3 protein-coding genes are annotated in these 4,807 nt (G+C 45.4%); 2 read left to right on the top strand and 1 reads right to left on the bottom strand.

Going from position 1 to position 4,807, the window contains the following annotated elements; translation table 11 throughout:
- Nucleotides 1-407 precede the first annotated feature (407 nt).
- Entirely contained in the window at nucleotides 408-722 is a 315-nt protein-coding gene (locus tag F6K46_RS38290; protein WP_293068397.1) for a hypothetical protein, read from the bottom strand.
- Nucleotides 723-908: 186 nt separating this feature from the next.
- On the opposite strand from F6K46_RS38290, the gene ltrA reads away from it, so the two are divergent.
- Entirely contained in the window at nucleotides 909-2,744 is a 1,836-nt protein-coding gene (gene ltrA / locus F6K46_RS38285; RefSeq protein ID WP_293068395.1) for a group II intron reverse transcriptase/maturase, read from the top strand.
- A gap of 367 nt (nucleotides 2,745-3,111) precedes the next feature.
- On the top strand, nucleotides 3,112-4,692 hold the full coding sequence (locus tag F6K46_RS38280; RefSeq protein ID WP_293068394.1) for an adenylate/guanylate cyclase domain-containing protein: 1,581 nt from the start codon (nucleotides 3,112-3,114) through the stop codon (nucleotides 4,690-4,692).
- The last annotated feature ends 115 nt before the right edge of the window (nucleotides 4,693-4,807 follow it).

Genomic DNA, 4,807 nt, shown 5'->3' with positions numbered 1-4,807 from the left:
TTTAGTTCGGAAGATATCGTCAAAACGCTGACACCATCTATCGAAGCACGGGGGCATTGCTGTGGAAACAGTTTCTTTCATGGGATTGGAGGGAAAAAGTAACCAACCTAAAAAACTTACCCTATATAGCATAGCACTATTTATGCCTTGAATTATCGCGCTTAGTCCCACTAGGCGAATGCCCAAATCTAAAAAACATACCCTTGAAAGGATGGGGAGATGGGGGAGATTTTTATTAAGGGTAACTATCATAACATGATATTAGCCGGGCGACCGAAGAAGGCGCTCATTGAAGTGGAAGGGGTAAAAAGCCTTCCACAGCCTAAGATTCAGGCTGGTTCCCACTCAAAGGGGCATGAATCGAAGGAATGTCTGGTTTCGACTGAAACTGGTAATAACCCGTAGATTTAGGTCTCACAGCTAGAGAGAAAGTAAGTTTGAACCGAACCATCGGATAGGTGATAACCGAACAGGGAAAGAATCAAAGGGTTGAGGGACACGAACCGTTGTTCAAAGGCACCGTAAACATGAATATCCCTGATCAAACCGATGATGGGGATATAAGCTCCAAGGACTGGATATCGGCTAATATTCAGTCGAATCTCAAAAAGGACTCGGTGTAAAGACGGCAACCTCAGATTCGTATCTTCAATGTGTGTAACCGGGTAAGCCGAGATGGAGTCCCTGGTGTCAGGTCGATACACAGGGTAGCCAAATCGCAAGAGGAGGTATAACTCTGGGTCCGGTAGAAGTCTGAACCAAGCAAAAGCCGACAACCTGAAAGGGAACGGGAATAAATAACCGGTCGGATAGAGGGTAAAAAGAAAAATCCCTCACTCGAAAGAGCGCTGAATTTCAGAGCTGATTCCGAGCAAAGGAACTACGTGATTGATTACCTTAAATTGTATATGGAAAAGATTGAACTAACGTCTTCGGACGGGAGTATCGTAACAGAACAACCTAACGATTGGCATTCCATCAATTGGAAAGAAGCCCACCGTCAGGTAAGGAAATTAAGACAACGTATTTTCAAAGCGACACGTGAAGGCAACTGGAAAAAAGTTAACAAACTCCAGAGATTAATGCTCAGGAGTTATAGCAACATCCAGGTATCGGTCAAAAGAGTCACCCAGGAAAATAAGGGCAGAAAGACAGCAGGATTGGATAAGGAAAAATGTCTGAACCCACAACAGAGGGAGCAGATGGTACAAACCTTATCTACCTTAAAGTCATGGTCTCCCAAACCAACCAAACGCATCTATATACCTAAAAGCAATGGTAAACAACGACCATTAGGGATACCAAGTATCACCGACAGATGTTTGCAAGCCATTGTCAAAAATGCGCTGGAGCCAACATGGGAAGCTCAATTCGAGGGTACATCTTATGGATTCAGACCAAAAAGAAGTACTCACGACGCCCGCCAAAGAATCTTCTTGAATATCAATGGCGAAAAAAATAGGAAGTGGTGGGTAGTAGAAGCAGACATAAAAGGATGTTTTGACAACATAGCCCATCAACCCCTATTAGATTCCATAGGAAATTTTCCAGCCCGAGGGGCTATTGAAAAATGGCTAAAGGCAGGATATGTGGATAAAAACACATTTCACCCAACAGATTCGGGCACCCCACAGGGGGGAATAATAAGCCCTCTCCTAGCCAACATAGCCCTACATGGATTGGAAGAAGAACTAGGAATAACTTACAAGGAAAGGAAAGATTCAAGGAACGGTAAACCTTCCTGGTACAACACCTCAAATAGAACACTAGTTCGCTTTGCGGATGACTTTGTAATCCTTACCGAGACCAAAGAAGATGCCGCAAATGCTAAGGAAATCACAAGAAAGTGGTTGACCAAAAAAGGATTAACTCTATCAGAGGAAAAGACCAGGATAACTCATCTAACCGAAGGATTTGACTTTCTAGGATGGAATTTCAGGAAATATAAGACAACCACCAAAAGAACAGGGTTCATCACATTCATCAAACCATCCGACAAAAGCCTCAAAAATATCAAGAAGAAAATCAAAATAGAAATGGCCAAGCTTAAAGGGGCATCCCCAGAAAGCATAATTCCCAAGCTTCAACCCATCATCAGGGGATGGACTAACTATCACAGTGGAGTTGTAGCCAAAGAGACTTTCTCCAAACTACAACAATACGTAAACTGGAAATTAGTTCGATGGGGCAAAAGGAAATACGGCCAAAAATCCTGGGAATGGATTAAGAAGAAACATTATGGGAAGTTCTGCCCAGGTAGAGAAGACCAGTATGTTTTTGGCTCAAAAGACCTGTATCTGGAAAAGGCACAATGGACAAAAATTACCAGACATACTCTGGTAACACATAACTTCTCACCGGATAACCCGGATTTGAAAGAATATTGGGAAAAAAGGGAGAAATCACAAGCCAAAAAGACCGCAGAAGGAAGACTTCCCAAGGGCAAAAATAAGATAGCCTTACGGCAACAATACGTTTGTCCATATTGCGGTCAACCACTAGGAAATTACAATCAGGTTCATTTACACCACATCATCCCGCGTAGCGAAGGTGGTGAGGATAAATACAATAACCTAGTGTATGTCCACGAAGACTGCCATAAGACCATCCACGCCTTGGGTGCTAGCAATCCGCAGATACAGGATAAACTGTTTCGAGCGATTAAATCCTCCCCGAAGACCCGGAACAAAAGCCAAAAGGTACAAAACCGGAAGTTCAAGGGGGAAAAGCTGGATAAAAGATAACGTGTTCTTTTGGAATTGGTTGCGCCGTGTACTTGGAGACTTGTTCGCACGGTGCTAAGGAGGCGAAGAGGGAGCAATCCCTCTGACCTATCCGATTTCTATTGTGCTAAGTGTTTTTGCCAAAGTGAGATCCACCCACTAATGCTTTTGTAGTTACCAATAGCTTTATCATTGTCAATCACCCTTTCCAGAAGAAACCATTTTTTGAGGTTCAACCGTAATAATAGTTTCCTAGTAAGCGTGAGGTACATCTGAAGTTTCTGCCCAGCTCCGAGATCCGCTGCTCCCTGCTCCCTGCTCCCTGCTCCCTGCTCCCTGTTCCCTAAAACCCATAACGAAAGTACCTCACCCAATTGAAAACTGCTATATGTGGCAACCAGTAAAACAACAACTATGGGAATGGCGCGGTGTTCTAATTACTACACCGGTGGTGGCTGGAATTGCGATCGCATTGAGGCTACTCGGCTGGTTACAGCCTTACGAACTAGCGGCTCTCGACCAATACTTTTGTTGGCGTCCGAAGGAACCTACGGATGAACGGATTGTGATTGTGGCTATGAGTGAGGCAGATTTAAAGTATGCTGGACGGTGGCCAATCACTGATCAGATGCTTGCCCGACTTTTAGAGAAAATAAAAGCTCGAAATCCTGCAGCCATTGGTCTTGACCTGTATCGGGATTTTCCGGTTGAACCCGGTCATGGTGAGTTACGCAGAGTGTTTGAAACCACACCTAACTTAGTTGGTATTGAATACATCGATCAAGACAACCCTGACAATGCGGTGTCTCCTCCACCGATTCTCAGTGAACTCGGTCTAGTGGGTGCCAATAATGTCCTAAACGATATGGATGGTATCCTGCGGCGCAGCTTACTTACTCTGAAGGTCAATGATCATGTACAGCCCTCCTTTAGTATGCTCCTAGCGGGAATTTATCTAGAGTCAAAAAACATTTTTCCTGAACCATTACAGCAAGATCCCAGAATTTTCCAGTGGGGCAAGGCCATGTTTCGCCCTTTGGCCAGCAATGACGGTGGTTATGTGGGAATCGATGATGGCGGTTACCAGATTTTCTTGAACTATCGCGGAGCAGCGGGAACCTTCCGCACCGTAACCATGATCGACGTTTTGGAAGATAACATTCCAGATGACTGGATCAATGATTCCATCGTTTTAATTGGTGCAACTGGGGTCAGTTTACATGACTTTTTCTACACCGCCTACAGTAATGACACTACCATCCGGGAGTCAACGGCTGGTGTGGAAGTCCAAGCTAACATGGTCAGCCAAATTATTAGTGCTGTGGAAAATGGTCGTCCCTTGCTCAAAACCTGGTCTGAGCCTGTGGAAATCCTGTGGATTGTAGGCTGGTCTGTCGTCGGTGCCACTCTAACTTGGAAATGGCGTTATCTTGGGGGCCTCGGAGGGCTGTCCTTGAGGAGAACTGCGATTACCGTGGTGGCTACAGGGGCATTATTCGGAAGTACCTATGGAGCGTTTTTGGGGGGTTGGTGGCTCCCGGTGATACCGCCATTGTTAGCCTTAAGTGGCTCTGCAATTGCCATCACAGCTTACGTTGCTAGCACTGCTAAAGAGATTCGTCACACCTTTGGACGTTACCTAACTGACCAAGTGGTGGCGGATTTGCTGGAGAACCCAGACAAACAAAAACTCGGGGGTGAAAACCGGAAAATCACGATCTTGACCTGTGATTTAAGAGGCTTCACTGCAATCTCAGAACGGTTACATCCCCAAGAGGTGGTCAAAATCCTCAACATCTATTTGGGTCACATGGCGGATGTGATTACTGCTTATCAAGGAACTATCGACGAGTTCATGGGGGATGGGATTTTAGTGCTTTTTGGTGCTCTCACCCTCCAAGAGGATGATGCCCACAGAGCAGTGGCTTGTGCCCTAGCGATGCAGTTAGCCATGACTCTGGCTGCCTGACACATCTGTGTGAAACCAAGACGTATCAGGCTCGACACTGTAACGACTGAATCCGTGAGAACCAGATGCGATTGACATGCAGTCACGCTACGCGAACGTAAAAATCCTGACGAGC

It is taken from the genome of Moorena sp. SIO3E8 (genome assembly GCF_010692445.1).
Lineage (GTDB): Bacteria > Cyanobacteriota > Cyanobacteriia > Cyanobacteriales > Coleofasciculaceae > Moorena > Moorena bouillonii.
Note: the sequence above shows the minus strand (reverse complement) of the source record. Positions and strands in the feature narration are given on the sequence as shown.